The sequence below is a fragment of the Streptomyces sp. GbtcB6 genome, from assembly GCF_019091475.1.
Lineage (GTDB): Bacteria > Actinomycetota > Actinomycetes > Streptomycetales > Streptomycetaceae > Streptomyces > Streptomyces hyaluromycini.
The window spans coordinates 1-230 of sequence record NZ_JAGXJL010000537.1 but is presented as its reverse complement, the minus strand read 5'-3'; the positions used below and the strand labels follow the sequence as shown (position 1 = coordinate 230).

General features: G+C 72.2%; 1 protein-coding gene. It reads left to right on the top strand.

Annotation, left to right across the window (positions count from 1 at the left end; genetic code table 11):
• Window positions 1-29: 29 nt before the first annotated feature.
• Window positions 30-230, top strand: a 201-nt coding sequence (locus KVT45_RS55900; RefSeq protein WP_302832729.1) for a hypothetical protein, incomplete at its 3' end; no start/stop codon positions are given.

Here is a 230-nt window from a genome sequence, read left to right as displayed (position 1 = left end):
GCGCCGGGGTCCAGACCTACGCCAAGGTCATGAACTCCATGATCGACGCGGGCCGGGGGGAGTGGGAGGAGGGTGCGGTGATCGACGTCGCGGCCGCGTCGTACGACATCACCTCGCGTACGGCGGCCCGCACCATGTTCGCCCCCGATGTCGCCGGACCGGCGGGCGCGCGGGTCGTGGGCGCCCTCTCCCTCTACCTGCACGGGCTGTTCCTCCGCATGGTGGTGCCC